This is a genomic window from Gordonia otitidis (assembly GCF_020735545.1).
Taxonomy (GTDB): domain Bacteria; phylum Actinomycetota; class Actinomycetes; order Mycobacteriales; family Mycobacteriaceae; genus Gordonia; species Gordonia otitidis.
In genome coordinates, this window is the sequence record NZ_CP085974.1 from 1,884,272 (window position 1) to 1,910,032 (window position 25,761).

Below are 25,761 nucleotides of genomic sequence, written 5' to 3' on the forward strand. Positions count from 1 at the left end.
GGGCGGTCCGCAACCCGTCACACCTCGGAGAGATCCACCGTCCGCGTCTCACGCACCGACCACGGCGCGATCAACGTCAGCACGCCGGCGACCGCGAGGTACACACCCATCCAGGCGACACCGAAATCAGCGACCGTGTCGGGAACACGAGCACCGCAGTTTGCGAGGCCCGTACCGCCGTATCCCGGTGTCATCGGGTGACACCGGGATACGGCACAGAAGAGCACGGCGCTGAAGGTCCGGCGCTGGGACAGGCTGGAGGGGTCAGCTACCCCGTTTGATCCATTCCTCGAGGTGCGGTGCTTCGTCGCCGACCGTCGTGCCGTCTCCATGCCCGGTGTAGACCTTGGTCTCCGGATCGAGCACGAAGATCTTCTCCTTGATGGATTCGATGATCTTCGGGAAGCTCGAGAAGGAACGACCCGTCGCGCCCGGTCCGCCGTTGAAGAGCGTGTCGCCACTGAAGAGCACGCCGAGTTCCGGCGCGTAGATCACCGACGACCCCGGTGAATGGCCCGGCGTGTTGATGATTTTCAACGACGTCCCCGCGACCTCGATCTCCTGGCCGTCGTCGAGGTTGCCGGGCGTCACATCGGGGTGGGTCTCGTTCCACAACATGTTGTCCCCGGGATGCAACAGGATCGGCGCACCGGTTTCCTTCGACAATTCCGGTGCCACAGTGATGTGGTCGTTGTGGCCGTGTGTCAGCACGATCGCCTTGACGGTCCGGTCTCCGACAGCGTCGAGGATGGGCTTGGCGCTGTGCGCGGCGTCGATGATCACCACCTCGCTGTCGTCACCGACTATCCAGACGTTGTTGTCGACGTCCCAGGTACCGCCGTCGAGCGAGAAGGTGCCGGACGTGACCACATTGTCGATGCTCGCGTTGCTCATGACTTCAGCTCTACCACCGAGCGCAGTACCTTGCCGCCCTTCATCGCCTCGAACGCTGCCTCGACGTCCCCGAGTCCGACGCGTTCGGTGACGAACTTGTCGAGAGGGAGTCGGCCCTGCTCGTAGAGATCGATGAGCATCGGGAAGTCGCGCTCGGGCAGGCAGTCGCCGTACCACGACGACTTGAGCGACCCGCCCCGCGAGAAGTAGTCGACCAGCGGCAGCTCGAGCTTCATCTCCGGCGTCGGAACACCTACCAGCACAACGGTTCCGGCGAGGTCACGCAGGTAGAACGCCTGCTTGTAGGTTTCCGGCCGACCGACGGCGTCGACGACGACGTCCACGCCGTTGCCGTCGGTCAGGTCCTGCACAGCGGTGACGACGTCGTCGACCTCTGCGCCATTGATGGTGTGGGTCGCCCCGAGCTCGGTTGCCCACTCCAACTTCGCCGGGTCCCGGTCGATCGCGATGATCTTCGTGGCGCCCGCCAGTCGTGCGCCCGCGATGGCGGCGTCGCCGACTCCGCCGCAGCCGATGACCGCGACGGAGTCGCCGCGTCCGACATTCCCGGTGTTCATCGCCGCGCCAAGCCCGGCCATCACCCCGCACCCCAGCAGACCGGCGACAGCGGGATCGGTCTCCGGATTGACCTTGGTGCACTGCCCCTCGTGGACGATCGTCTTCTCGATGAAGGCTCCGATGCCCAGCGCCGGGGTAAGTTCCGTTCCGTCGGTCAGCGTCATCGACTTCGACGCGTTGTGGGTGTTGAAGCAGTACCACGGCTTTCCGCGCTTGCAGGCGCGGCACTCGCCGCAGACAGCACGCCAGTTGAGGACGACGAAGTCGCCGACCTCGACGTGTGTCACCTCCGACCCGACGGCCTCGACGATGCCCGCTGCCTCGTGACCCAACAGGAACGGGTATTCGTCGTTGATGCCGCCTTCCTTGTACGCCAGGTCGGTATGGCACACGCCGCACGCCTCGATGTCGACGACGACGTCGTTGGGTCCCGGGTCGGGCACGACCACGTCGACGAGTTCCGTGGCCGCGCCCTTGCTGCGCGAGATGACTCCCTTGACCGTTTGCGACATTCCGCTTTCAACCTCTCGATGGTGAGAACCTTGTACTCAACACAGTCTTGTGGCAGGCCACGAGACATGCATCCATCCGAATGGATGGTTCTACCTGGTCGAAAGTACAGGAATGTCGCCCCTTCGTTGCTAGTGATCCAGCGACCGGTAGAGCGCGGTCTCGAAGTCCATGTACTTCGTGAATGACGTCGGATCACCGAATGGCAGGATCTGCGTCGCCCAGTATCCGCCGTAGCCGTTCTTCCGATCGATCCAGTAGAAGAGATTCGCCAACCCAGCCCAGCCCAGCGAACCCGCTGGACGTCCGGTCGGCGCCTGTTCATTGTTGATCATGAACGGAAGCGACCACGACTTCGATTGGCCGGGAAAGAATTCCGCATCGTTCGACAGCGACGGGATCACACCCGGAAGCATCGTCACCGGTAGGTCACCGAGATGGTTCTGCACAGCCATCTCGACGGTCTCCTGCTTGAGCACCCGGCCGTGCTCCCCGGCCCCGTCGTTGAGCCACATCCGGATGAACGTCATGTAGTCGCCCACGGTGCCGTACAGTCCGTGACCGCCGAAGTCGACCTCCGGCGGCGACGGCAACTCGAAGTCCATCGGGGTCAGAGACCCATCGGCGTTGCGCGCGTGCATTTCGGCGAGCCGCGGGCGGAAGTCCTCACGCAGAACGAAACTCATGTTCTCGATACCCAATGGCGCGAAGATCCGCTCCTCGAATACCTCTCCGAGCCGCTTGCCGCGAAGTCGCTCGACGACCTGCCCGACCCAGTCGAGGTTGGTGCCGTACTGCCATCGTTCGCCCGGGTCGAAGAGCAGTGGCGTGGTCAACGCGGCCTTGGTCGCCGTGATCACACTCGGCTGGCCCTGCTCGTCGGCGAGCCGGGAGTAGACCTCATCGAAGAAGTCGTATCCGAAACCTCCGGTGTGAGTGAGGAGTTGCCGCGTCGTCGGAATCGACTTCGGTGGCCGTAGCCTCGGTGCGCCATCGTCGTCGAAGCCCTCGATCACCTGGAGTTCGCCGATCTCGGGTGCGTAGTCGGATGCCGGACGGTCGAGGTCGAGCTGACCCTCCTCCACGAGCTGCAATGCCGCGGTCGCGGTGATCGCCTTGGTCGTGGAGAAGAGCGCGAAGACGTCGTCGGTGGTGATTGCGGCGTCGCCGTCGATGCGACGCTTACCGGCAGCCCCCTCGTAGATGTTGCCGCTGCGATCCGTCACCATCGCCACGACACCCGCCACGGGCGCCTCGGCGTCGATCGCCGACTTCAGAACGACGTCCTCCGACCGGGTGAGCGTGCCCCGGTCGACACCGGTGATTGAACTGGTCATCTGATCTGTCCTTTCGATGAAAAACTGCGATTGTCAACGTTTTTCGTCATACGGTTGGCCGCTTCACGACAGCGCGAATCCCTTGTAGCCTGCTGCTGCGGCCTCCAACGTCGCAGCCCGGTAGGCCCCCACTCCGCCGACGTAGGACAGCACTCGCCTGGGCTTGCCCGGGACGTTGGAGCCGACATACCACGAGTGCGTCTTCGAGATGAGATTCGCATCGGCCAGTTCGTCGTGGTGGGCCACCCACGCGTCCTGACCCTCTTCGGTGGGTTCGATGACCGACTTGCCGTTGGCACGCAGGTACCCGATGGCGTCGCTGATCCACTCGGTCTGCTGCTGCAGGCAGGTCGTCATGTTGCACAGCGCAGCCGACGGCGCCAGCGGTGCACCGGTGGTCAACAGGTTCGGATAACCGTGCACCATCAGGCCCATGGTGGTGCGGATGTCGTGGCCCCAGTCCTCGCGGAGCGAGCGTCCGTCACGCCCACGTATGTCGATCCTGGTCAATGCGCCGGTGCCGGCGTCGAAGCCCGTCGCCATGACGATCACATCGAGTTCGTACAGCGTGCCGTCCTCGAGCACGATCCCCTCGGGGACGATTCGGGCGATCGGGTTGTTCTTGACGGGCACAGCCTGCACGTTGTCGCGGTGATAGACCTCGAGATAGCCGGACTCCAACGGCACCCGGTGAGTACCGAAACCATAGTCGGAGGGGATCAGCAGATCGCACAGTTCCGGATCCTGCAGACGGGCGCGCATCTTCTCGCGCACGAACTCCGACACCTCTTCACTGACCTGCTCGTCGGAGAAGATCTCGGCAAACGACGCCAACCACAGCTTGAGCGAGCCGTTCTCGTAGTCGGCCTCGAGACGCTCCCGACGCTGCGCGGGCGTGAGGTCGGCCCACGCGACGTCGAAGTCGTACTCGAAGCCGGTGAAGGTGTTCGGCAGGTTCTCCCGCAGCTCGTCGTAGCGCGCTTTGTAGGCCTCGACGTCGTCGGGACCGTAGCTCGGATTCTTCATCGGCAACGCATATTGGGGCGTCCTGATGAACACCGTCAGTTGGTCGACCTGATCGGCGATCGTTTGGATGACCTGGATACCCGTCGCCCCGTTACCGATCACGCCGACGCGCTTCCCGGACAGTTCGACGCCGTCGCGTGGCCACCGTGCGGTGTGGAAGATCTCGCCGGAAAAGTCACTCTGTCCCGGGAAGATGTCGGACATTGGCGCCGAGAGCATCCCGCAGCAGGTGACGAGGTACTGGGTGTCGATCGTTTCGCCACTGTCGGTGGTCACCGTCCAGCGGTTGGTCTCCTCGTCGAAGACCGCACTGGTGATCGTCGTGCCGAAGGAGATGTCGCGCCGCAGATCGAGCGCATCGGCGACGTAGTTGAGCCACTGTTCGATCTCGCGTTGTCCGGGGAACCTGCTGCTCCAGCTCCAGCCTTTGTAGAGATCCTCGTCGAACAGGTACTGGTAGATGTAGGCCTCGGAATCGAACTTCGCACCCGGGTACCTGTTCCAGTACCAGGTGCCGCCGACACCGGATGCCGTGTCGTACGCCCTGACGTCAAGACCCTGTTCACGAAGCTGATGCAGTTGATAAAGACCGGCGACCCCGGCTCCGATCACGACCGCGTCGAGTGTTCTGTCAGACATTGTTCTCCTCCATTGATGTGATTGTGATCACCTGGAGGTGAATGTTTGACCTGTCTCACATATCCGACGTGTCCCAAATTGGGACAGCAATCCTGTCCGATCGGTGGTGGTCGCCGGATGGCCACTCGATGAATAATCGGCTGTGCCGTGCGTCACAACGATGCGCACAGGGCGGGAGGGAGCAGCACATGCGTGACAGACGAGATGAGCAGCTCCGTATCGCTGCTGCTCGTGCAGACTTCCTGGAATACGGCCCGCAGGGAGCAGCCGGCGTCGGCGACGTCGTCGCGGCGTCGTGGTCGAGAAGCGCGTCCGCGGGGCTCGACGCCGACAAGTACCAGGTCGCCTACCACGACGACATCGACTTCGATTCGCGGTTGGCGCGCTGTGCCCGGCCGGTTCTCGAACGACTCACCGGCGACATGTCCGACGTCCCTGTCACCATCGCCCTCACCGACGCACAGGCCAGGATCGTCGACCGTCGCGATTGCTCGACAGCGGTTGGACGGGTGCTCGACCGCGTCGACTTCGACCGCGGATTCTCGTTCGAGGAGAGCAGTATCGGAACCAACGGGGTCGGCACGTTGTTCGAGGTCGGGGCGCCGGTGAGCGTCGTGGGCTCCGAACACTTCAACCAGTCGCTGGTCCAGTTCGCCTGCACAGGTGCGCCGATTCTAGATCCGCTGACCGGGCGGGTCGTCGGGGTGCTCGACGCGAGCATGTTGGCGGAGAGTTGGAACAGCCTCGTCGACGCACTGGTGCGTTCAGCAGCGACCGACATCAGCCGCAATCTCCTCCTCGACCGGAGCCAGGACACCCGCGCCGTGTTCGAGACGTATCTTCGAGCTTCCGCCCGACCCGGTCGCGCTGTGATCGCCCTGGGCGAGACGATCATGGTGAACGAAGCTGCCCGCGCACTGCTGGATCCCGACGAACAGGCCACCATCGGTCAGTACGCCGAGTACTTGATGTCCAAGCACGACAACGCTTTACACACGGTGACCCTCGAGGGTGGCCGACAGATCCGGATGCGGACCACACACATCACCAGCCGCGGCGATGTCGTGGGAGTGGTGGCGGTTCTCGACGAGGATCGAGGCCGGCAGCCGGAGACGGATGCCGCCGAAACCGTCTCTCGGACGGCGGCGCTGCCGCCCTCTTCTGCTCACGGAATGCGCAGTCCGACATGGGTTCACGCGTACAACGAGGTCGTGCAGTCACTCGCGTGCGGTCGCGCGGTGGTCGTGGTCGGCGAGCCAGGCAGTGGACGCCTGTCTGTACTGACGGATGCTTTCCGTGGTGACAACCCCACTGCACCGGTGGTCGTCGTCGACATCGCACAGCCGTCCACGTGTAGCGCTCACCCGCCCCCTCCGACCGACGGGAACGGACTGCTGGTACTTCGTCACGTCGATGCCATCGACGGTCAAGTGCCCCCGATGTTGCGCTCTGCCATCGACGACGCCACTGCCGCGGGATACGTCCTCGCGGCTACCGCATCACCTCCGCGGGAGGCAACCGTCACAGACTTCGGAGGGCTCCTCGGATTGTTCGAGCACTCGGTCACGCTGCCGCCACTGCGCCTCCGCGGGCCAGACCTGCAACCGTTGGTGCACCGCATACTCAGGGAGCTTGCACCACAACGCACTACCCGCATCAGTCCGCAGGCCATGCGCATCATCGCCGCGTACTCGTGGCCGAAGAACCTGACGCAATTGCACTCGGCACTCGAGTCAGCTCTTCGACGACGACCCGTCGGAGAGATACAGCCCGAGGACCTGCCCGGTTTCTGCCGTACCACCGCCCATCGGGTCCTCACCACGCTGGAGGTCACCGAGCGCGACGCCATCGTCCGCGTTCTGGACGAATGCGGCGGTAACCGGGTTCGTGCCGCGCAGGCGCTCGGCATGTCCCGCAGTTCGATCTACCGCAAGATCCACAGCTACGGAATCACCGGGATCTGATCCCCCACCGCTGATCGAACAGGCCGGGGCTACCCCGCCGTGATCCCTGCACCCGCGGCGAGCAATCCAGCCTCCCCGCGATTGGACACCTGCAGCTTCTGCAGGATCGCCGCGACGTGGAACTTGATAGTGCTCTCGCTGACCCCGAGCTCGGCTGCGATCGCCTTGTTGCGTCGACCGAGCGCGAGATGGCCGAGCACCTCGACCTCGCGCGGGTTCAGCGAGGCGAGCAGGTCCTTCTCCGGTCGAGACACGGGTGTTTCCAGTGGTATTCGTGCCGTGACCCGGCTTCCCCACCCGGCGAGCGATTCGACGTCGAGCACCCCGTCCACGGCTCGCAACCGTCCCGCCAGCTGTCGGGTCAGGCCATCGCCGTCGAGCTCGCCCTGTCCCTGGTCCCGGACGTCGATCACGAGGTCGTCGCCGCGACGCCCCCACGCGATCCGCAAGCGTGTCACGTGGGGTTGAGCGGCGACTGCGACGGCCACCGCCCGCACGATGGCCCGTGCCGCGTGGGCGATCTCGCCGGGCAGCGTCGCATCACCGTCGGGTTCCACGAACTCGACGTCGGCGTCGAGGTCGCGCAGCACCGGCTCGAGCTCTGCGCGCAGTCGGCGGAAGGCCACACCGCTGGCCTCAGTGGCGAGGGCCCGGTTGGTGTCTCCGACGGAGCGCAGCGCGATCAGAGCGGCCGACGCCGTCTCCGCCGCGACTGTACGAGCGGCCCCGTCGTCGAGGTCGCGCGAGCGCAGCGTCCCGAGTATCGACGCCAGTGTGTCCTCGTGTTGCTCGGTCAACTGCGTGATCGTCCAGGCCCGTTCTGTCGACGCGGCGCGAGACTCGGCGAGATAGTCGGGACTCGCCTGGGCCACCTGCTGCCGGATCGACGTTGCCACCAGGGCGAACCACGCAGCGAGCAGATCATCGACGACGTGGGGCGTGCTCTTGGTTGTCGCGGTCGTCTTGGTTGCCCTGGTCGTTTTCGGCACCATCACCAGCAGTGTGTCGCTGACGTCGCGCACCGCGAGCACCCTTCGTCGCGAGCCCCCGATCACCGCGTGTCCGTGCAGGACGTTCCCGCGCGCGACCGACTCCTTGATCGCGTCGAGTTCGGCGATCGTGGCGCGCTCGACGATCGCGGCTGCGCCGGCCACCTTGCGGGGTCGGCCGGTGCACTCGCGGGTGTAGATGATCAGCGCGTCGTGCGGATGCGCCGATAGGAGGAACTTGGAGAATCGCTCGGCGATCCGCGGCAACGGGCCATTCACCACACCGACGAACTGCTGCCACCGAGTCGACGACAGCGTCGTCGTCGCATCGCTCGAGCGCTCGGACTGTACTTCCAGGGTCACTTCACCATTGTCACCCGTTGCTGATGATCACCTTCAGTGCGTGCTCGTCGGCCGCGTTGGAGAACGTGTCGTAGGCGCGGTCGAACTCGTCGAAGGTGAAGTGATGCGTCACGAACTTCTCCGGGGAGATGATGCCCTGCTCGATCTGGGTGAGCAGTTCGGGTGCCGTGGTTGCGTTGACCAGGCCCGTCGTCAGCGTCAGGTTGTTGATCCAGTCCCGGTCGATCGGCAATTCGACGGAACGGCCGTGCACTCCGACATTAGCGAGGTGCCCACCGGGACGCAGACAGTCCAGTGACGTGCGGAACGCGGGTCCGAGACCGACCGCTTCGATCGCGACGTCGACGCCGAGTCCACCACGACTGAGTGCCTTGATCTGTTCCACGGTATTGCCACCCGCGAGGATGTCGATGGTGTCGGTGGCGCCGAAGTCGAGTGACCGCTCGAGGCGAAACTTGTTGCCGTCCACCGCGATCACCCGCGACGCCCCACTCGACCGGGCGGTCATCACCGACGCGAGACCGACCGGCCCCGCTCCGACGACGGCAACGACGTCGCCCTCCTTCACGGCACCGTAGAGCACACCGATCTCGAAGCCCGTCGGCAGGATGTCGCTGAGCATGACACCCTGCTCTGCGGTCACACTCTCGGGCAGCGGGATGAGCCCGTTGTCGGCGAACGGAACCCTGACGAACTCGGCCTGCGTGCCGTCGATGAGATGGCCGAAGATCCAACCGATTCCGCCGACCGTCTGACAGTGCGACGGCATGCCCGCCACGCAGTATTCGCACCGACCACATTTGGTGACGCACGAGATGATGACGCGGTCGCCGACCTTGACACGAGTGCATTCCGGTCCGACCTCGGTGACGACGCCGACACCCTCGTGCCCGAGGACGCGCCCCTTGGTGACCGCTGGCACGTCGCCGGACAGAATGTGCAGATCGGTGCCGCAGATCGTCGTCGTCTCCACTCGGACGATGGCGTCCGTCGGATCCTGGAGTACGGGATCGGGAACGTCCTCCCACGCCTTGCTGCCGGGACCGTGATAGACGAGCGCTTTCATACCTGGCCTCCTTCGGGCCGCACAGCGGTGCGGCATGTCCCCCGGAATCCCCTCCCCAGTATGGGCTTCACCGCATCAATGGAGGCCGAGTTCGCGAAGCCGGTCTCAGGTTGAGACGGGCTGGCTCAACCCGCAGACCCCAGGGCCGCCTGCAGTTCCGCCTTGGACATCGACGAGTACCCCTTGACGCCCTTCGCCTTTGCCTGCTCGCGCAGCTGCTTGACCGTCGGTGATTTGGCCTTGGCGGACTTCCCCGCCGTCTTCGTTTTGGATGCCGACGACGTCGTCGCAGACTTGGTCCCGCCGGGCTGCTTCGCAGCACCGGTCGATGTGGTCGATCCAGCAGACTTTGTGGCAGCGGGCTTGGGTTTCGTTGCCGAGGTGCTCGGTGTGGGTTTCGGCGCGACGACGGCCCTCGCCGAGTCCTTCGTCGATGAGTCGCTGCCCTTGTTCTCGGATTCGCCGGAGACGGCACCGATTCGCTTCAGCAGTTCCCGACGCAGTGCGTCGGTTTCGCTCGCTGCCTTGCCGATCTGTTTCTCTGCCAACTTCCGCACATCGTCGAGGCTCTGTTGGAGCTCGCCGATCTGCTTCTGCAGACGTTTGATTGCCTTCTTCTCGCCCATGCCTTGTGCCCTTCGTCGTCTCGTACGTACAGGACCCCCGTACCCGAGAGTAGGCACTCCGCTCCTGATGGAGGCGGATTATCGACGAGGTTGCCGTGTCGCGAGCGCGAAGACATCGTCGAGGTCGCGCCGGGCGCGTAGCGTGGGAAGTGTCGCACATCTATCGATCTCAGTCCGACGAGGAGGCGTCATGCCAGAGCGCGATCCGGGCCCGTCGATCAAGGACGACGAGCTCTACGAGAAGCTCCGAGACGAGGGCAACTCCAAGGAGAAGTCCGCACGTATCGCCAATGCGGCTGCCGCACAGGGGCGTTCGAAGGTCGGCGAGAAGGGCGGCGAGTCCGGGTCATACGAGGACTGGACGGTCGACGAACTCCGCTCGCGGGCAAAAGAACTGGGTTTGAGCAACTATTCGGACCTCAAGAAAGACGACCTGATCGACAAGTTGCGTGAGCACTGATCGCCTCGCCGTCACGCGAGGAGAAGTACCGCCAGTGCTGCGTCGCGCGGCACGGTGATGTCGAGGCCGGTGAGATTCTTGAATCTAGCTATCCGATTGAGAACAGTGTTGCGATGACAAAAGCTATGTCGCGCGGCCTCGTTGACGCTACCGGAGTCGAGGTAAGCGCCCACCGTGTCGAGAAGCGCCACACGGTCGGGCTCTGACAGCTCGTCGAGTTCAGCACGGACTGTGGCCGTGAATCTCTGCCCACTGTCAAGATGAGCTTTGCTCAACTGGGCCCAGCGATCCTCGACAGTCCGCAGGCCTGGAGTGCTCGAGTCAGTCACCCGCAGAATATCCACTGCAGGCTGCACCGCCGCCGGAACCTGAGCGAGACCGTCGACCCTGAGGAGTAGTCCTCCGTTCACCCCGTCCAGCGCCGTCGTCTGGCGTTCGACGAGATGCCCCTCACGGCTCACATCGTCGGCTGGCCAGAACACGACGACATGGCCGGGGCGGCGCACCACATACATCTGTGCGTGCGATGCCTCGGCTCTCCGCGCCGCTCTGTGAGCCGCATCCGAATCGGTTTCGTCGAGTGCCGCGACACGAAACAGGGCGTGAGGGTCGACGTCCAGCGCCCGCGCTATACGCGAGATCCGAATCGGGAGCGAGCCTCCCGGGGCGAACAGTTCTGCGAGATAGGCCTGTTGTTCTTCGCGCATGCTTGCCGACATCACAGCCCGCTCCTCATGATGACTGTTCTGCACGCTTCGCGCATACTCGTCGACGACGGCCCACAGCTCGTCGACGTGCAACGCCAGCACAGCCATATCCGGCACAGTCGCCTGCCACAACAGTGCTGACCAGATGACATTGAAGTCGATGCGCACGGCGGCCACGAGATCGTCGGCGGGCACGCCTTGGCGCGCACGGCGGCGACCCAGCTCTGCGGGCACCGGGCCCAGTTCACTCACTGGGGTTTCCGACGACACAGCACGGAGGATGAGCCCGATCGACGACACCGCCGTTTCGCGCAGTTCCTCGTCGTCGATGAGTCCTGTTTCGTAGGTCGACGCCGCGCGAACCTCCGCCAAGAAGGCGTCGACGAGCTCGTCGAGCCTTGCTGTGGTCGCTTCGACCAGCGCCAACCAGCGTCGTCGCGTGTCCCGCCGCCGCTCTGCGAGATTCTGCATCAACCAAGCTCGCGGTTTCGGAGATTACGTCCCTGTGACGGGCACGTACCGCCCGATGACGGCGCAGGAACATCAGCGGTCACCGCCACAAGCCGTCGAGCTGCGCAAATACGGCACCCAGCGAGCTGGACGTCGTGAAACACGAACAACCGTGGAGTGTGCATATGCACATTCTAGTGTCGCCAATCGAGGGCGAGTGGCGATTCCGCATCGACCTGGACCGTGACACCGTTGTGTGAGACGACAACGACGTCTGCGAGACCAGCACGTTCGTACGGATGAGGACAGCACATGACACTCTCGACATCACAGCCGCAAGCAAGCGATGCCGACAAGGTCGACACCGCACCGATCGACCCTCCCCCCGCAGGGGCCGTGACTTCCGATATACCGGTCTCGTCTCTGGAGACCACCAAGAAGGTCGCGCTCGCCGCATTCGTGGGTACCGCAATGGAGTGGTACGACTTCTTCCTTTTCACCACCGCCGCGGCGCTGGTCTTCAACGCACAGTTCTTCGTCTCGGGAAGCGCAGCGGCGGCCACGCTTGCGTCGTTCGCGACCCTCGCGGTCGGATTCGCCGCCCGGCCGTTCGGCGGGTTGCTCTTCGGGTGGCTCGGCGATCGAATCGGCAGACGATCGGTACTTCTCACCACGATCGTGGGAATCGGAGTCTCGACGGTCTTGATCGGGTTGCTGCCGAACTACTACGCCATCGGCGTGGTAGCACCGATCCTGCTGGTCACCCTCCGCGTCGTCCAGGGTCTGGCCATCGGCGGTGAGTGGAGCGGTGCGGTTACTATCGCCGCCGAGAACTCGCCGACTGAAGAACGGGCGAAATGGGCGTCGGTCCCGCAGCTCGGTTCACCGGTCGGCACGATTCTCTCGTCGGGTGCATTCTTCATCACTGCGGGACTGATGTCAGAGAGCAACTTCGACGCGTGGGGCTGGCGCATTCCCTTCCTTCTCGCGCTCCCTCTACTCATCGCGTGCGTCATGCTTCGCTCGAGGCTCGAAGAGTCGCCCGCATTTCTGGAACTTCAGGAGGAGGGAGAGGTAGCGAAAGCCCCTGTTCTGCAGGTCTTCTCGAACAGCTGGCGCCAACTGCTCGCAGGAACCGCCGTCGGTCTGCTCGGTGTCGCGGGCTTCTACCTCGTCACTACCTTCGTGATCAGCTACGGCAAGCGTGTTCTGGATCTTCCGGCGAGTCTTCTCCTGTTCGCGACGCTGATAGCGGCCTGTGTCGAACTGCTCGTGATCTGGACAGGGGGCCGCTGGGGCGTCAAGTTCGGCGCGACCAGGGTCGTGATGTGTTCGGGCATCGTCACTGCGCTCGTCGCATTCCCGGTCTTCCTCGTGATCGGAACCGCCAACCCGGTGGCCGTGGTGATCGCCATGACTGTTGCAGTGGCGACGCTCTCCTACGCATACGCGGTGCAGGGGGCTATCGTTACGAGCCTGTTCCCCACCAAGATCCGATACAGCGGCGTAGCCATCTGCTCCAACCTCTCTGGAGTCTTCGGCGGCCTCGTCCCCTTGATCGCCGCATCGGTCCTCACGATCACCGGCGACACGCTGTGGCCCGCAGCAGTGATGCTGATAGTCATCTCTCTGCTCACGGCTCTCGGAGCTCTCGTTTCGCGTCGACTCCACGTGGCCGAGGAGGGTTTGCGGATCTGATCACACCCCCGCCGTCCCGAGCAGCACAGTCCCGAGAGGAGTTCACGATGTCCGTTGTATCCGTTCCCGTCACCCCCACCGAGCAACAACTGCGGGAGGAACTCGCCGCGGTATACCGCCTCGTCGATCACTTCAAGATGACTGACTTGATCTTCACTCATATCTCCTCGCGCCTCCCGGGAGACGAACCTAGATTCCTCATCAATCCGTACGGGCTGATGTTCTCCGAGATCACCGCATCTAGCCTGGTGGAAGTCGATCTGCAGGGCAATCTGGTTGCGCCGTCGCACTATCGGGTCAATCCGGCAGGGTTCGTCATCCACAGCGCGATCCACGAAGCACGCCGGGATGCACACTGTGTACTCCATACGCACACTCGTAGCGGATGCGCGGTCGCCGCTCAGGCCGATGGCTTACTGCCGCTCAATCAGATGTCGATGGAGTTCTACGAGCGCGTCGGCTACCACGACTATGAAGGCATCGCCCTCGACCAGGACGAGAAGTCTCGACTGGTAACCGACCTCGGCGAGCACAACGCCCTGATACTACGAAACCACGGACTCCTCACCACCGGGGAGACCGCCGGTCGAGCCTTCATGCGGATGTTCTACCTCGATCGCGCGTGCGAGATCCAAGTGGCCGCGCAGGCTACCGGTGCACAACTCCTTGTTCCGCCGGCAGATGTCTGCGAGCACACCGCGAGGCAGATCAATCACGAAAGCTCGGACACCTCCGGCAACGATCTCGACAACAGCGACAGTTGGGATCTCGCGTGGGATGCGTTGCTACGCATGGCCGATCGCATTGCCCCTGACTACCGCGACTGACGTCCCGCCACGCCCAACCACGCTCGAAACAATCCTGGAGATGCAATGACCGACATCATGCCCACGATCGAGTCGACACTCGACACCGATTTCCTCGTCGATTTCGCAACCCTGTCAACGTTCGGCGCGACGCCACGAGGCGGCGTCGATCGGCAGGCAGGGACGACCGCAGACGGGGAACAACGTGCCTGGTTGCACACTTGGCTTACCGATCACGGATTCGACGTCAGGTATGACCTGATCGGAAATCAGTTCGGCCTGTACACTTTCGATGCCGATGCACCGTACGTACTCACCGGATCGCACCTCGATAGTCAACCCCTCGGCGGTAGGTTCGACGGCGCCTACGGTGTTCTGGCATCGGCACACGCAGCCACTCGCGCGATCGCCCGATGGCGGCAGTCCGGTGAGCGACCCGCGTTCAACATCGCCGTTGTGAACTGGTTCAACGAAGAGGGCAGTCGCTTCACCCCCAGCATGATGGGGAGTTCGGTCTTCACCGGCAAACTCGCTGCGGCAGAGGCACTGTCCACCGTCGACTCAGCGGGTGTGAGCGTGCAGACGTCGCTGACATCGATGGGTACCGTCGGAGATTTCGAGCCACCGAAGCTCAGCTCGTATGCCGAGATCCACATCGAACAGGGTCGCATACTCGAGAACACACGCACGACAATCGGTCTCGTTGCCGCCACGTGGGCGGCGCGCAAGTTCCGAATCACCGTCATCGGAGATCAGTCACACACCGGCGCCACCGTGATGGCCGACCGACGTGACGCTCTACTTGGTGCCGCCCACCTCATCGTATTCGGTCGTGAACTTGCCGACACCTACGCCGAAGCTCCTCTGCACACCTCCGTCAGCCAGATCGTCGCCGAACCGAACTCGCCAGTTGTCATTACACGTGAAGCCGTGCTGCATCTAGATCTGCGGTCACCCGACGACGAGGTACTGGAGAAGGCTGAGCACGATCTGACCACGCGTATCGCCGAAGTCGAGGACCTGGCGCAGGTCGACATCCGTATCGAGCGAACCCACGCCTGGAACGTCGACTCGTATCAGCCCGAAGGCGTCGCACTCAGTCGCGCCGTCGCCGACGATCTGGGACTTTCCCACCGGACCATGTACACCGTGGCAGGTCACGATTCCACGAATGTGAAAGATGTCGTACCCACGGTCATGCTGTTCGTTCCCAGTGTCGACGGCATATCCCATAACGAGGGTGAGTACACGCGCGACGAGGACTCGACGGCGGGAGTCGCCATGCTCACCGAGGTCGTGTACCGCATGATGGCGGGTCGTCTCTCGGATCGGCGGTGACACGCGATCGGCACGATCAGCGCATCCGTCACGCGGTGATCGTGGACGGCAAACAGATCCTGACGACGGATCATCTCACTCCTCCGCGGGGGTGGTCGTGGAGTACAGCGCGGACCGTACCCCGTGGTGAGGGAATCCACGCGTTGGCAATCAGCCCCGAATCGGGGACAGTCGGACCCTCCACACTCGACGCTCTACCCGATCTCCAGATCCTCCACGCCACCTCAGTGGGCACAGATCACCTCGACGAGGTTGCGGCAGCTGCTCGCGGTGTGATCACCAGCAACACACCTGCGTACTGCACTGCAGAAGTAGCTGACCATGCTCTCGCACTGGTCCTCGCATCAGTCCGACACCTTCCGATACTCGACCGCGAAATACGACGAGGACAATGGGCATTGCCGACTCGACCACCGTCGCTTCTTGCGGACACCACACTGGGTTTGTGGGGATTCGGCCCAATCGCACAAGCGCTGGCACATCGCGCAATCGCACTAAAAATGAAGGTCCTCGTCCACACGCGACGCCCGATCGACGACCACAGTGTGCGCCAGGTCTCCTGGGAGGAACTTCTGTGCTCCAGCAACGTTCTCTCCCTTCACGTCCCACTGACATCAGCCACGCGGGGACGACTCGATCGCGATGCCCTGTCACGCATGCCCGCGCGTGCACATCTGGTGAATGTCGCGCGCGGCGAACTGATCGACGAGGTCGCCGTCGCAAGGGCTTTGCGCGACGGCGACCTCGCGTCAGCGGCGCTCGATGTTCTCTCGACCGAACCGCCACCGGCAGACCATCCGCTCCTCTCAGCGCCGAACGTGTTGCTCACACCGCACGCGGCCTGGTTGTCGGACAGGAGTATTCATCGACCGGTGCAACGATTCGCCGATGTTCTCGCGGCGTCGATCAGAGCCGGATCACCGGTTTGATGGTCTTGCCGTGGTGCATGTCGTCGGTGGCGGCGTTGATCTCGTCGAGCTTGTAGTGCGCAACGATCGACCGCAGCGGGAATGATCCGCTGCGGTACAGGTCGACGAGGACCGGCAGGAGGGTCTCGGGTTCGCTGTCCCCCTCGGTGATGCCGATGACCTTCTTGCCCACCAGCATGTCCTGGACGCCGAGCGACACCTCCGCGCCCGCGACCGATGGTGCGCCGATGACACCGCAGGTACCGTCGACTCCGAGAGCGAGCACCGCGGTCTTGAGGACTGCGGGCACCCCGGTGGTCTCCACCGCGTAATCCAGACCGAGACCTCCGGTGAGCTTGCCGAGTTCTTCTGCGACATCCTGAGTCGACGCGTCGATGGTGTGGGTTGCGCCGAATTCCTTCGCCGTCTCCAGTCGCTCGGCGACCAGATCGATCGCGACGATCGTGGCGTCGGGAGTCTGCGAGGCCGCGTAGATCGCCGACAAGCCAACAGCACCGTTCCCGAACACGGCGATGGTCGAGCCTGGTTCTGGCTTCAGGATGTTCCAGATGGCACCGATACCGGTCTGCACACCGCAGCCCAACGGCGCGATGATCGACAGGTCGTCGTCAGACAGGTCGTCGGCGACCTTGACGATGCTGCGCTCGGTCACGAGCGCCATCTCAGCGAACGACGACTGACCGAAGAAGCTGCCGCCGATCTCCTCGTCACCGCGATGCAGCGGTGCGCTGCCATCGGGCCACGTGCCGCAGATGAGGTTGCGCGGCACGAACTCGAGGCAGTACGCGGGATGCCCTGCACGGCACTTCACGCATCGGCCGCAACTGGTGAAGCTGAGCAGAACCCTGTCGCCCGGCTTCACCTTGGTCACGCCGGCGCCGACGCGTTCGACGACGCCGGCCCCCTCATGGCCGAGGACACCCGGGAACTTGAATGGAATGGCACCGCCCTGTACTACCAGGTCGGTGTGGCACAGGCCGGCGGCGACGATACGGACCACCACCTCGTCTGCGCGAGGTTCGTCGAGGGTGATCGTGTCGATGGTGAACGGCGCCCCGGTGGATTCGATGACGGCCGCACGTGTTTCGGTCATGGCTTTGGTTCTTTTCTTTCTCGGAGGGTGACGACGAAGGGATGTGTGGGTGAGTGACGTCAGGAGATCCGCACCGGAACGGAGGCGAATCCGCGTGTGACATTGTTGAGCGCCCGTACCGGTTCGCCGGTCAACTCGAACCCACGCACACGCGGAACGAGCGCCTTGAACACGGCGAGGGCCTCGAGTCGGGCCAGGTTCTGCCCGGCGCAACCGTGATTCCCGAGGCCGAAGCCCAGGTGGTCCATGGGATTTCGATCGACGTCGAAGACGTCCGGGTTCTCATAGTGGCGCTCGTCGCGATTGGCTGACCCGTAGCTGTGCAGCACGCGGGCGTCCTTCGGGATCACGACGCCTTCACCGAGGTCGACGTCGCGGGTCGTGGTCCGGGAGAAGTACTGGATGGGACTCTCTAGTCGGATGATCTCGTTGAACGCGGCCGGAACCTTCGAGGGATCGTCGCGCAGCTTCTGCCACTGCTCGGGATGCTGTGCGAACAGCCATGTTCCAGTCGACATCGCGTTGATGGTGGTGTCGAAGGCGGCGACCACGTAGGCAAGCAGCAGGCCGAGCGCATCGTCTTTGGAGATCTCGCCCTCGTAGGCGGCGTCGGCGATCGTCGCGCCGAATGTCCCGGGAGCGAGTCGTCTGGAGTCGAACATCTCGGTGACGTACTCGACCGAGCCTGCCAGCTTGGGCATCGCATTGGCCATGCGTTCGTTCTGCGGCCCGCAGCAGTCGAAGCTGCCCGCTGCGAAGTCGAGGAGTTTGGCCCGTTCGTCGGCAGGCCAGCCGACGAGATCCATGATCACATTCACCGGCAGATCCTCGGCAAGGTCTGTGACACCGTCGAATTCGCCCATCTCGACGAGTCGTTCGGCGAGTTCGTCCGCGCGCTGATCGATGGTCTCGGCCAGCGGACGGAGCTGGCGTGGTCCGAGGCGATCGGTGAACAGCTTGCGCAGCTTCGTGTGGACGGGCGGGTCTACCGCGATGATCGCGTGTGCCCACGCCTCGTTGATGACAGGGTTCAGGCCGGGGCCTGCCGCCGACGAGAAGGTCTCCCAATCGCCGAGCGCCTCGCGCACGACGTCGTAGCGGGAGAGGAACCAGATGTCATGGGCGGTCAGACGCGTCGCGGGACCGAGATCGCGCAAGGTCTTGTACAACGGAAACGGATTGTCCAGTGCCTCATCGGTGAACAGATCGATGTCACTGTCGACCGAGATCGGGGCTGTTGTCATTGTGACGGTTCCTTCCTCATTGAAATTGAACTGTTGGGACGTTCTGGGGTCGGCGTGCCTGCCTCCGCAGTTTGGCGACGGGGATGCGGTGATTGACTGCTGCGACCGTCGTTCCGGCCGCGCCTGCCCACCGAACGAGTGCACAACGGTCGTCGAGATCACCCTTGATGACCTCTGGTTCGCCCTCTGGTGGAATCGGTCCTGCGATCTTGTAGGCGATGCCGAACGCTTCCGTCCAGAAGTAGGGGTCAGGTGTGTACGTTTCCCTGGGACCGTCGACGAGCGTTCGAGCGACCGCCTTCGCCTGGCCGATGGCGTTCTCCCAGTGCGGCATTCGCCGATACTCACCAGACTGCGGGAGCAGGGCGACATCGCCGGCGGCGAGGATCTCACCGGGCGCGAAGCCGTCACCGTGCGCCCTGGCGTAGTCGTCGACGACGACCCACCCCTGTGCGTCGAGAGCAACGCCGCTTCCGCGCAACCATTCGGTGTTCGGCATGTCGCCGATCGCCGTGACCACAACGTCTGCCGGGAAGGCACGTCCATCACGCGACGTGACACGACGAACCTGCCCCGACTCCTCGCATTCGACGACGACCCCGGCGGGACAGACCTCGACCTTCACCCCGTGCTCGTGCGCGGCGGCCAGAGTCAAGCGGCCCAGCGTCTCACCCAGGACCGGCACGAGCGGAGTCCTGACGTCGATGACACGCACGCGTGCCCCGAACGAGAGAGCGGCAGAAGCGACCTCCATGCCGAGGAAACCACCACCGATCACCACGACGTCAGCGGCATCACGAAGCGCGTCCCGTAGCCGGAGGGTGTCGTCGATCGTGCGCACGACGTGCTGTCCGGTCCCGTCGCCGAGTCGTCGTGGGCGTCCGCCACTGGCGATGACGAGGTTGTCGTATCCGATCACCCGGCCGTCGGCCAAGGCCACCTGGCGCGCTGCCACGTCGAGCCCGATCACGGCACTCGACACCCGAACCCTGATCTGGCCGCTGGGAGAATCGGGCAGCAGCACCGAGTTGTCGGCGTCCGTGCCTTTCAGCACTCCTTTCGACAGCGGTGGGCGTGCATATGCCTGGTGCCTCTCGTCCCCGAGAACCGTGATGGGGTGCGGATATCCGAGGTCGACCAATTCACTGGCAGTCGTCATGCCCGCGAGACCGCCGCCGACGATCACGACACCGCGTGCGCTCATCGCTGTGTCTTCGCGAGCTTGAGAGCCGCCACCGGGCATGCGCGGGTGGCCGCTTCCACCTTGTCGGCGAGCTCGTCAGGTATCTCATCCATCAGAATGGTGAGCATTCCCTCGTCGTCGGTCTCGAAGACCTCGGGAGCGACTTCCTCGCAGAAGCCGAATCCATCGCAACGCGGTTCGTCGAATTCGACGCGCATCGTTCCTCCTCCGCTCGTGGACGTGATGTACCCCACTGAGGATGTACTGATGCAATGGTGGTCACATCCGGGATTCGGGGCGTCCGTAGGACTACTGCAGTGCCTACGGCAGTGGAGGTGCCGCAGGTGGGCTACCGCCGAGGACGACTCCACGGCGCTTACGACCGCTGCCGATGCGCTATCTCACGCGCTCGTATGCGCGGCGATGTACCAGGAGGCGAGTTCGGTTCTGGTGTGAAAACCCAGTCGCACCAGGGCTCGTTCGACGTGGCTCTCGACGGTGCGCACCGAGACCACGAGCCGCTCGGCGATCTGCTTGTTGCTCATGCCGCGTGCAACCATTGCGGCGATCTCGGTCTGCCTGCTGGTCAGTGGATTGTCGAGTGGCTGTCCTGCGACCGACTGTGCGGGCGGGGAGTCGTGCGCGTCTTCGGCGCACTCGTCACCACACAACGGACAGCACCCGCCAAGCGGTACGGAGACCGACGTCCGACCGTCCTCACCCAGCACACGCGTGTCACCCAGTACACGCCCGACCAGTTCCGCGTGTGAGCGATCGGCGAACATCCGGAGGTGATCTCGCAACCTGCTGGGCGACAGCTCTGTTCGAACCCCGATCTCGCAGCGGGCGTGACGTTCTGACAGGTCGGGACCGAACGCTGCTATCGATGTCCCCGACCGGTCCCACAGCGCTCCCGCTGCGCCCAGGAGTTCAGCCGAACGATCGGGGTCACCTGCCGACTGTGCGATCCACGCGAGCAGTTCGGTCATCAGCGCGGTACCGACGGAGTGATTGAAGATCACATGAAGCGCCACGGCCTCCCGCCCGAGCGTCTGCGCACTCTCGAGGTCACCGCACAACCAATGATCCAGCGCACGCACCCATTGGATGTAGGACCGGTCCCACCGCTCGTCGTGTTCGGCGCACACGGCCAACGCATCGGCCGTGACGGCCCGACACTCCTCGCTACGCCCCACCAGTGCCAACGCCAACGCGTACTGGAACGAGGCCGACAGGTAACCGGCCCACTCACCACAGCCGCGCAATGCCGTGGTGGCGACACGGTAGTTGTCGATGGCGAGATCCAGTTCTCCGGTGAAGAGCGCGGTCAGGCCCCGCAGCTTGTGCACGTAGCCGTCGATCAGCGGATCGTCGAGTTCGAATGCCAGACGCGCACATTCACCGAGTCGACGGTCGGCAGCACGCTGCTCCCCCTGGAGCAGACAGACCCAGGTGGCGACCCAGAGTGCGTTGGCGCGAATGCGCGGTGCCACGTGATCGGATGCCGCGTTGTCGAGTAGTTCGTCTGCCCGACGTCGCCCTTCCGCGATGTGGCCGTCGGCGTACCACCGAAATCGCAGGGCGCTGAAGATTTTCAGCGCCGTCTCGTAGTCATGACGTGCAGTGCACCAGTCCATCGCCGCGCGCACGTTGCTCCGCTCGTCGCGCAGGCTCTCGACCGCCACACGCTGATCCGGGCCACACCAGTTCTCGGTGATCGCCTCGGTCAGCTCCAGGTAGTACCGACAGTGGCGGCGTGCGATTTCCTGCGCCTCGCCGAGCAGAGCCAAGCGCTCCGCGCCGTACTCCCTGATGGTCTCGAGCATCCGAAATCGTCTGGTGGGGCCGGTCGTGTCCACGTACAGCAACGACTGATCGATCAGTTCGCCGAGCAGATCCACCATGCCCGACTCACTCGGCACCGCGTCGTCGGACTTCGCCTCGTCGGATACGACGCCGGCGCACACCCCTTCGGCCGCAGTGAGATCGAATCCACCCGCGAACACAGACAGACGGGCCCAGAGTCGACGCTGCGAGGGGGTGCACAGCGCGTAACTCCAGTCGATCATCGCGCGCAGGGTCTGCTGACGCGGCGCGGCGCAACGACTTCCCTTGGACAACAACGCGAAACGATCGGACAAACGCGCTACGAGCTCCGACAACGTCAGGGTGCGTAAGCGTGCGACGGCGAGTTCGATCGCCAGCGGTGACCCTTCCAGCCGGATGCACAGTTGCGCCGCGTCGGCGGCCGTGGCGTCGTCGAGCCTGAACTCCGGCGCTGCGGCGGCAGCCCGCTCGGTGAGCAATCGCACCGACTCGTACTGCGCGACCGAAGCGGCGCTGTGGTGTTCGTCGTCCGGCGGGATCGTCAGATGCGGGACGCAACACAGGCGTTCCTCGGTGATTCCCAACGAGATCCGCGACGTCGCCATGATGTGCACGCGGCTCGACGACCTCAGGATCGCGTCGGTGATCGCTGTGCTGCCCTCGAGCACGTGCTCGCAGTTGTCGAGCACCAGCAGCATCTCGCGAGCGTAGAGATGGTCGATGACCTTCTGTACCGGATCTCGCGCAGATTGGTCGCTGATTCCGAGGGCGTGGACGATCGCCGCCGGAACCTCAGCGTCGTCGGAGATCGAATCCAGCTCAACCAACGCGACGCCGTCGCGGTAGAGCCTGCCGACCTCGCGCGCCATCTCCACTGCGAGACGGGTCTTTCCGACGCCGCCCGGACCTGTCAGCGACACCAGTCTCGATGCCCCGAGCGCCGCGCGGATCTCCGACATCTGTCGCCGACGACCCACGAAGCTGGTCGAGCGGATCTCGCCCCGCCGCACACCGTTGGGCACGTCGATACCCGCTGCGCCGGCGACCGACGACGCCGGAGTCACCCCTGTTGTCATGCACAGCCCTTCGTTGCACTGTGAAGATCGTCGACCTATGTGGGAGAACCCGTGTCGAGGTTTGGGTTGGACGCGCCCGGAACCCCCGACACACCAACGGCGGTCGTCGACATCGGCGGTGTCGACGACCGCCGAGTGATCAGGCGTAGATCGATTTGTAGACGAGGTAGGAGTCCAGCGACTGCGGCCCGAGTTCGCGTCCGATACCGCTGTCCTTGACGCCGCCGAACGGTGCGCCGGGATCGGGGAGGTAGCGATTGATCCCGATCGTGCCGGTCCGCACGCGACGTGCGACGTCGCGACCACGATCGGGATCCGACGTCCACACACTGCCGCCGAGACCGTAGTCGGAGTCGTTGGCGATCGCGATCGCGTTGTCGACGTCGGAGTAGCGGATCACCGACAACACCGGCCCGAAGATCTCCTCCTGGGCGATCGTCGACTTGTTGTCGACGTCGGCGAACAATGTCGGCTCGACGAACCATCCGCGGTCACGGTCGCTTCTGCCGCCGCCGACCACCACGCGCGCACCGTCGCCCTTGCCCTTGTCGATGAATCCCTCGACACGGTCGCGGTGTGTGCGGCTGGCCATCGGGCCGATCATCGTCGACGCGTCGAGCGCGTCACCCACGGGCAAGCTGGACATGAACGCGGCGAGCGTGTCGACCACCTCGTCGTACCTGTTGTCGGGGGCCAGGATTCGGGTCCCCAGATAGCATGTCTGACCATTGTTGACCAACAGGCTCTCGAAGAGCCGCTCCCCCATCACCGACAGGTCGAGGTTCGCGTCGTCGAGCACGATGGCCGCCGACTTCCCGCCGAGTTCGAGCGTGACCGGGCGCAGCATCTGCCCGCAGGTGGTGGCGATCTGCCTACCCGCTGCCGTCGAGCCGGTGAACGCCACCTTGTCGATGTCGGGGTGGGCAACCAGGTAGGCGCCGATCTCCCGTCCACCGGGGACGATGTTGACCACCCCCTCGGGAATGTCAGTCTCCGCCACGGCTTCGGCGAACAAGAAGGCGTCGAGGACCGTCTCCGGAGACGGCTTGAGAACGATCGCACAGCCCGCCGCCAAGGCGGGGGCGTGTTTGAACGCGGCAAGTGCTTGAGGGTAGTTCCACGGAGCGATCGCACCGACAACGCCGACCGGCTCGCGGCGCACGTAGGTCTTGCCGCCCATGAGATGGTCCTGCTCGACCTCGAACTCGAAGCCACGCAACAGATTCGCGTAGTACCTCAACAAGATCAACGGGAAGCCCGCTTCGAGCTGCGACGAGATGGTGATCGGCATACCGTTCTGCGCCGACACCCGGCGAGCCATCTCCTCCCCCTTGGCCTCGAGCTTGTCGGCGAGCTGATCGAGTGCATCCGCGCGACGAGCAGGCTCCCAGTTCGCCCACCCCTGCGGATCGTCGAATGCCCTGCGCGCGGCGGCGACCGCGGCATCCACGTCGGCTTCTGTGGCCGCGGGTACCGAGCCGATGGGCTCCTCGGTGCTCGCCGAGGTGACGTCGATGCGCTCGTTCGACGCGGGTGTGGTCCATCCGCCGATGAAGAGCTTGTCGTAGGTGATCATGTCGTTCTTCTCTCTGTTGTGGACTGGATGCGGGTTGTGGACTGGATGCGGGTTGTGGGCTGGATGTGGACCGCAGATGTCAGGACACGAGCGCGATGGGAAAGTGTTCCCACGCACGCAGCGTGTTGTTGTGGTGTCGACGGGGGACCCCGACGACGTCGAGTCGTCGGAATCTGCGCACGAGTGCGGTGAGAACCGCCTCGGCTTCAAGCCGCGCGACGTGCTGTCCGACGCACTGGTGAATGCCCATCCCGAAGCCGACATGGCCCGAGGGATCACGGGAGAGGTCGAAGGAGTCGGGGGCACGCCACCGACGCGGGTCCCGGTTCGCCGATCCGAGGAACATCAGGATCTTCTTACCGTCCGGCACCAGATGGTCGCCGACCATGACCGGATGCGTCGCGGTACGGAAGAACGTCTGCACCGGCGACTCGAGACGCACAGCCTCGTCGAATGCGATTCGGGCCAGAGATGGGTTGCGGCGCAGCATTTCCCACTGATCGGGATGCGTGGCGAAGCTCGCGAGCACCGCTCCGATACCGAGCACGGTGGTGTCCACGCCCGCCGACAACAGCGAGCGCACGATGGTCGGGGCCTGCTCGGCGGTGATGTCACCGCGGTCGGCTGCGGCCCAGATCTGTCCACCGAAGGTGGCCTCGCCGTCGTACACGGTCGCCGACAGCGACTCCCGCGCACACTGCTCGTTCACCCACGCCGAGATCTCGCCGATACGTGGAAGTCCCTTCTGTACGAGTACGTTCGACGGCCCGAACGCGTTGAACAGATGGTCCCCGTAGGGCAGCAGATTCTCGCGGCCGTCGAGGCCGACGCCGACCGCGTCGGGAAAGACGCGCAGCGGGAACTTCTGTGCGATGTCGGTGATCGCGTCGAGTTCGCCGTCGGGCAGCGAGTCGACGAAATCCTCGGCGTCGGCGAACCAGTGCTCACGCAGTCGGCGCAGCGCACGGGGGCTCAGAATCGACGACAACACCGACCGAGGTGCGTCGTGGACTGGAGGATCGCTCTCCAGCAGCAGACTCGGCGGGCGCCAGGGCTTTTCGAACCGGAAGTTGCTCAGGCCGACGCCGGCACCGGACTGGAAGGACTGCCAGTCGGTGAGAGCAGCATGGACCTCTTCGTACCGTCCCATCGCGTAGACGTCGTAGCGGGTGAGATGGACCAACGGTCCGGCGTCGCGTAGCGCCGTATGGAATTCGCCCGGGTCTTCGAGGATGTCCGGACCGAACGGGTCGGCATCGGTCTCCGGGAGACCGGCGTCCACGCCGGACGGTTGCGTATCAGGGTGGGTCAGTGTCATGGGGCCGCCTTTGTCGATGAGTGATGACCGAAGCTGTGGAAGCGTAGGGAGTTTCGGTTGCGT

22 protein-coding genes are annotated in these 25,761 nt (G+C 64.2%); 6 read left to right on the forward strand and 16 right to left on the reverse strand.

Translation table 11 applies throughout. The features are described from left to right. Nucleotides 1–17 precede the first annotated feature (17 nt). The 5 genes from LK459_RS08545 to LK459_RS08565 all read right to left on the reverse strand — a co-directional run bounded on the left by LK459_RS08545 (nt 18) and on the right by LK459_RS08565 (nt 4,985). The gene (locus LK459_RS08545) at nt 18–194 is read right to left on the reverse strand and encodes a hypothetical protein (protein WP_227924031.1); all 177 of its coding nucleotides are present in this window, start codon (nt 192–194) and stop codon (nt 18–20) included. Nucleotides 195–264: 70 nt separating this feature from the next. Next, complete coding sequence (locus tag LK459_RS08550) at nt 265–894, reverse strand: MBL fold metallo-hydrolase (RefSeq protein ID WP_007240903.1); 630 nt, start codon at nt 892–894, stop codon at nt 265–267. Continuing rightward, on the reverse strand, nt 891–1,985 hold the full coding sequence (locus LK459_RS08555; protein WP_007240902.1) for an S-(hydroxymethyl)mycothiol dehydrogenase: 1,095 nt from the start codon (nt 1,983–1,985) through the stop codon (nt 891–893). Before LK459_RS08555 ends, LK459_RS08550 begins: the two co-directional genes overlap by 4 nt. Before the next feature lie 129 nt (nt 1,986–2,114). Next, nucleotides 2,115–3,320, reverse strand: coding sequence for a serine hydrolase domain-containing protein (locus LK459_RS08560; protein WP_227922744.1), 1,206 nt, complete (start codon nt 3,318–3,320; stop codon nt 2,115–2,117). A 63-nt stretch (nt 3,321–3,383) separates the two neighbouring features. Further along, a complete protein-coding gene (locus tag LK459_RS08565) occupies nt 3,384–4,985 on the reverse strand; it encodes a flavin-containing monooxygenase (protein WP_227922746.1) in 1,602 nt (533 codons plus the stop codon). A 188-nt stretch (nt 4,986–5,173) separates the two neighbouring features. Between LK459_RS08565 and LK459_RS08570 the strand changes: the two genes are divergently transcribed. Continuing rightward, the gene (locus LK459_RS08570) at nt 5,174–6,949 is read left to right on the forward strand and encodes a sigma-54-dependent Fis family transcriptional regulator (RefSeq protein WP_227922748.1); all 1,776 of its coding nucleotides are present in this window, start codon (nt 5,174–5,176) and stop codon (nt 6,947–6,949) included. 29 nt (nt 6,950–6,978) lie between these two features. Here the strand turns inward: LK459_RS08570 and LK459_RS08575 are convergent, their stop codons facing one another. The 3 genes from LK459_RS08575 to LK459_RS08585 form a co-directional block, all read right to left on the reverse strand. After that, nucleotides 6,979–8,295, reverse strand: coding sequence for a helix-turn-helix transcriptional regulator (locus tag LK459_RS08575; RefSeq protein WP_373279046.1), 1,317 nt, complete (start codon nt 8,293–8,295; stop codon nt 6,979–6,981). A 16-nt stretch (nt 8,296–8,311) separates the two neighbouring features. Continuing rightward, nucleotides 8,312–9,367, reverse strand: coding sequence for an alcohol dehydrogenase catalytic domain-containing protein (locus LK459_RS08580; protein ID WP_007240897.1), 1,056 nt, complete (start codon nt 9,365–9,367; stop codon nt 8,312–8,314). A 125-nt stretch (nt 9,368–9,492) separates the two neighbouring features. Further along, nucleotides 9,493–9,993: a hypothetical protein gene (locus LK459_RS08585; protein WP_227922749.1), complete on the reverse strand. Its 501-nt coding sequence runs from the start codon at nt 9,991–9,993 to the stop codon at nt 9,493–9,495. 190 nt (nt 9,994–10,183) lie between these two features. Here LK459_RS08585 and LK459_RS08590 point away from each other — a divergent pair, with 190 nt between their 5' ends. Beyond that, nucleotides 10,184–10,453: a DUF7218 family protein gene (locus LK459_RS08590; protein ID WP_007240895.1), complete on the forward strand. Its 270-nt coding sequence runs from the start codon at nt 10,184–10,186 to the stop codon at nt 10,451–10,453. A gap of 11 nt (nt 10,454–10,464) precedes the next feature. Here LK459_RS08590 and LK459_RS08595 read toward each other — a convergent pair whose 3' ends face one another. After that, nucleotides 10,465–11,631 (reverse strand): helix-turn-helix domain-containing protein, encoded by a 1,167-nt coding sequence (locus tag LK459_RS08595; RefSeq protein ID WP_039994581.1) that lies wholly within the window; start codon nt 11,629–11,631, stop codon nt 10,465–10,467. A 291-nt stretch (nt 11,632–11,922) separates the two neighbouring features. Here LK459_RS08595 and LK459_RS08600 point away from each other — a divergent pair, with 291 nt between their 5' ends. The 4 genes from LK459_RS08600 to LK459_RS08615 are packed head-to-tail and all read left to right on the forward strand — an operon-like array spanning nt 11,923 to nt 16,381. After that, nucleotides 11,923–13,308, forward strand: coding sequence for an MFS transporter (locus tag LK459_RS08600; protein ID WP_007240893.1), 1,386 nt, complete (start codon nt 11,923–11,925; stop codon nt 13,306–13,308). Nucleotides 13,309–13,355: 47 nt separating this feature from the next. Next, nucleotides 13,356–14,135, forward strand: coding sequence for a class II aldolase/adducin family protein (locus LK459_RS08605; protein ID WP_227922751.1), 780 nt, complete (start codon nt 13,356–13,358; stop codon nt 14,133–14,135). 45 nt (nt 14,136–14,180) lie between these two features. Next, nucleotides 14,181–15,452 carry a M20 family metallo-hydrolase gene (locus LK459_RS08610; RefSeq protein ID WP_227922752.1) on the forward strand — a complete coding sequence of 424 codons (1,272 nt, stop codon included), beginning with the start codon at nt 14,181–14,183 and terminating at the stop codon, nt 15,450–15,452. Nucleotides 15,453–15,493: 41 nt separating this feature from the next. Continuing rightward, nucleotides 15,494–16,381, forward strand: a complete 888-nt coding sequence (locus tag LK459_RS08615) for a 2-hydroxyacid dehydrogenase (protein WP_227923637.1) — start codon at nt 15,494–15,496, stop codon at nt 16,379–16,381. Here the strand turns inward: LK459_RS08615 and LK459_RS08620 are convergent. The 7 genes from LK459_RS08620 to LK459_RS08650 all read right to left on the reverse strand — a co-directional run bounded on the left by LK459_RS08620 (nt 16,359) and on the right by LK459_RS08650 (nt 25,698). Beyond that, a complete protein-coding gene (locus tag LK459_RS08620) occupies nt 16,359–17,474 on the reverse strand; it encodes an NAD(P)-dependent alcohol dehydrogenase (RefSeq protein WP_227922754.1) in 1,116 nt (371 codons plus the stop codon). The genes LK459_RS08615 and LK459_RS08620 overlap by 23 nt on opposite strands. Nucleotides 17,475–17,533: 59 nt before the next feature. Next, entirely contained in the window at nt 17,534–18,718 is a 1,185-nt protein-coding gene (locus LK459_RS08625; RefSeq protein WP_007240888.1) for a cytochrome P450, read from the reverse strand. A 16-nt stretch (nt 18,719–18,734) separates the two neighbouring features. Then, entirely contained in the window at nt 18,735–19,922 is a 1,188-nt protein-coding gene (locus LK459_RS08630; RefSeq protein WP_227922756.1) for an NAD(P)/FAD-dependent oxidoreductase, read from the reverse strand. Then, nucleotides 19,919–20,119 (reverse strand): ferredoxin, encoded by a 201-nt coding sequence (locus LK459_RS08635; protein WP_007240886.1) that lies wholly within the window; start codon nt 20,117–20,119, stop codon nt 19,919–19,921. Before LK459_RS08635 ends, LK459_RS08630 begins: the two co-directional genes overlap by 4 nt. A 183-nt stretch (nt 20,120–20,302) precedes the next feature. After that, nucleotides 20,303–22,804, reverse strand: coding sequence for an ATP-binding protein (locus tag LK459_RS08640; protein WP_227922758.1), 2,502 nt, complete (start codon nt 22,802–22,804; stop codon nt 20,303–20,305). A gap of 139 nt (nt 22,805–22,943) precedes the next feature. Continuing rightward, nucleotides 22,944–24,380 (reverse strand): aldehyde dehydrogenase, encoded by a 1,437-nt coding sequence (locus tag LK459_RS08645; RefSeq protein WP_227922759.1) that lies wholly within the window; start codon nt 24,378–24,380, stop codon nt 22,944–22,946. Between the two features lie 79 nt (nt 24,381–24,459). After that, complete coding sequence (locus LK459_RS08650) at nt 24,460–25,698, reverse strand: cytochrome P450 (RefSeq protein WP_227922761.1); 1,239 nt, start codon at nt 25,696–25,698, stop codon at nt 24,460–24,462. Between the last annotated feature and the right edge of the window lie 63 nt (nt 25,699–25,761).

Coding starts and splice junctions, on each gene's coding strand:
- LK459_RS08545 (WP_227924031.1), bottom strand. CDS start 194: ATGACACCGGGATACGGCGGTACGGGCCTCGCAAACTGCGGTGCTCGT.
- LK459_RS08550 (WP_007240903.1), bottom strand. CDS start 894: ATGAGCAACGCGAGCATCGACAATGTGGTCACGTCCGGCACCTTCTCG.
- LK459_RS08555 (WP_007240902.1), bottom strand. CDS start 1,985: ATGTCGCAAACGGTCAAGGGAGTCATCTCGCGCAGCAAGGGCGCGGCC.
- LK459_RS08560 (WP_227922744.1), bottom strand. CDS start 3,320: ATGACCAGTTCAATCACCGGTGTCGACCGGGGCACGCTCACCCGGTCG.
- LK459_RS08565 (WP_227922746.1), bottom strand. CDS start 4,985: ATGTCTGACAGAACACTCGACGCGGTCGTGATCGGAGCCGGGGTCGCC.
- LK459_RS08570 (WP_227922748.1), top strand. CDS start 5,174: ATGCGTGACAGACGAGATGAGCAGCTCCGTATCGCTGCTGCTCGTGCA.
- LK459_RS08580 (WP_007240897.1), bottom strand. CDS start 9,367: ATGAAAGCGCTCGTCTATCACGGTCCCGGCAGCAAGGCGTGGGAGGAC.
- LK459_RS08585 (WP_227922749.1), bottom strand. CDS start 9,993: ATGGGCGAGAAGAAGGCAATCAAACGTCTGCAGAAGCAGATCGGCGAG.
- LK459_RS08590 (WP_007240895.1), top strand. CDS start 10,184: ATGCCAGAGCGCGATCCGGGCCCGTCGATCAAGGACGACGAGCTCTAC.
- LK459_RS08595 (WP_039994581.1), bottom strand. CDS start 11,631: ATGCAGAATCTCGCAGAGCGGCGGCGGGACACGCGACGACGCTGGTTG.
- LK459_RS08600 (WP_007240893.1), top strand. CDS start 11,923: ATGACACTCTCGACATCACAGCCGCAAGCAAGCGATGCCGACAAGGTC.
- LK459_RS08605 (WP_227922751.1), top strand. CDS start 13,356: ATGTCCGTTGTATCCGTTCCCGTCACCCCCACCGAGCAACAACTGCGG.
- LK459_RS08610 (WP_227922752.1), top strand. CDS start 14,181: ATGACCGACATCATGCCCACGATCGAGTCGACACTCGACACCGATTTC.
- LK459_RS08620 (WP_227922754.1), bottom strand. CDS start 17,474: ATGACCGAAACACGTGCGGCCGTCATCGAATCCACCGGGGCGCCGTTC.
- LK459_RS08625 (WP_007240888.1), bottom strand. CDS start 18,718: ATGACAACAGCCCCGATCTCGGTCGACAGTGACATCGATCTGTTCACC.
- LK459_RS08630 (WP_227922756.1), bottom strand. CDS start 19,922: ATGAGCGCACGCGGTGTCGTGATCGTCGGCGGCGGTCTCGCGGGCATG.
- LK459_RS08635 (WP_007240886.1), bottom strand. CDS start 20,119: ATGCGCGTCGAATTCGACGAACCGCGTTGCGATGGATTCGGCTTCTGC.
- LK459_RS08640 (WP_227922758.1), bottom strand. CDS start 22,804: ATGACAACAGGGGTGACTCCGGCGTCGTCGGTCGCCGGCGCAGCGGGT.
- LK459_RS08645 (WP_227922759.1), bottom strand. CDS start 24,380: ATGATCACCTACGACAAGCTCTTCATCGGCGGATGGACCACACCCGCG.
- LK459_RS08650 (WP_227922761.1), bottom strand. CDS start 25,698: ATGACACTGACCCACCCTGATACGCAACCGTCCGGCGTGGACGCCGGT.